This is a genomic window from Geobacillus sp. LYN3 (assembly GCF_003064505.1).
In the GTDB taxonomy this organism is placed as follows: domain Bacteria; phylum Bacillota; class Bacilli; order Bacillales; family Anoxybacillaceae; genus Parageobacillus_B; species Parageobacillus_B toebii.
This window is the reverse complement of record NZ_QCWL01000054.1, coordinates 1-1,203: the sequence shown is the minus strand read 5'-3', so window position 1 is coordinate 1,203 and position 1,203 is coordinate 1. Positions and strand designations below refer to the sequence as shown.

Annotated in this window: 1 protein-coding gene; it reads left to right on the top strand. The window is 40.6% G+C overall.

The window, feature by feature from the left end:
- Positions 1–86: 86 nt before the first annotated feature.
- Positions 87–1,203, top strand: a 1,117-nt coding sequence (locus DCC82_RS17005) for a dynamin family protein (RefSeq protein WP_233253087.1), incomplete at its 3' end; no start/stop codon positions are given.

Here is a 1,203-nt window from a genome sequence, read left to right as displayed (position 1 = left end):
GGCCCTCCGCATGCCCCACGATGCTCAATGGGATGATCTGTGTGGAGTTTTCATAGAACTTTTGACGCTACCATGGGACAGACGGGTTGGAATACAGCCTTACATTATTCGATTCCATCGTAAAATGGGCGGAAGCGCAGCATGTTGATCCAGGTCACCGTTTCAGATGGATCATCCGAGAACTGGTTGATTTTGAAACACACCATTTAGTTGTAGCTGGAACTTCCGGAAATGGAAAGTCTGCTTTTATCAATTCGGTCCTCGGAGAAAATATCCAAACTGCTCCGACATCTTCCGTTATTGTATTTAAGGGGAATGAGGAGACGGAGATTAGAAAAATATCCGATGAAGAATTAACCACATTTTCAAGTTTCCATGAATTCCAGGAGGCAGTAGATAGACGGCTGAATAAGGATTTTGACAATACGATTGTGGAGTTTTCTCTTCCATCGCCAATTTTGCAGGAAAACAGGCTAGTTCTTATGGATACGCCGGGATTTAGCGATCGTAATGATATGGAAGAAGCGCTAAAATATCTGCATTTTGCCGACAGTTTATTATTTGTGCTTGATGCGAACGATCCTTTTACCGAACAAGAACAAGAGATCCTAATGCTGATTCGGAAATATGCCCCTAATCTTTCAATTCATTTTCTGCTCAATAAAATCGATGAAATTTATGATGAACAAGAAGCCGCCGAAATTATTGAAGACACTCGTTCGAGAGTTCGGGCATATGTTCCGCAGGCTCGGGTGCTTGCCTATTCATCACGTTTAAGAAGCAGAAAACAACAAAATGATCTGGCCGAGTTCTTGAAAAACTTGAGCAGACCAATTGCGGAAGACGATCGAATGGAAAAAATATTAATCTTTATTCGTCAATTAATCAATCATTTATTGGATAAACGGACAGAAATGGAAAATAGCCTGGCTGATTCGATTAAATGGAATGAAGAGATGGTTACAAAGTTAAACGGTGCAATCCATCAATTAACGGATTTGAAAGAAGAAAAAGCGCGAATTATCAAGAGAACGTTCCGTAAAGTCTTAGAGGAAATCAGATCGGATCTATCGGAAAATATTTTACGAGAAAGTTCTAATCTGATTAGAGAAGACAGTGATTTCCGTAAAATTCACGAGAACATCCGCCGGAAGCCCACTGCTTTAGCTGTGGAGGAAGGCGGGGTTTATATTTTCAGTATAT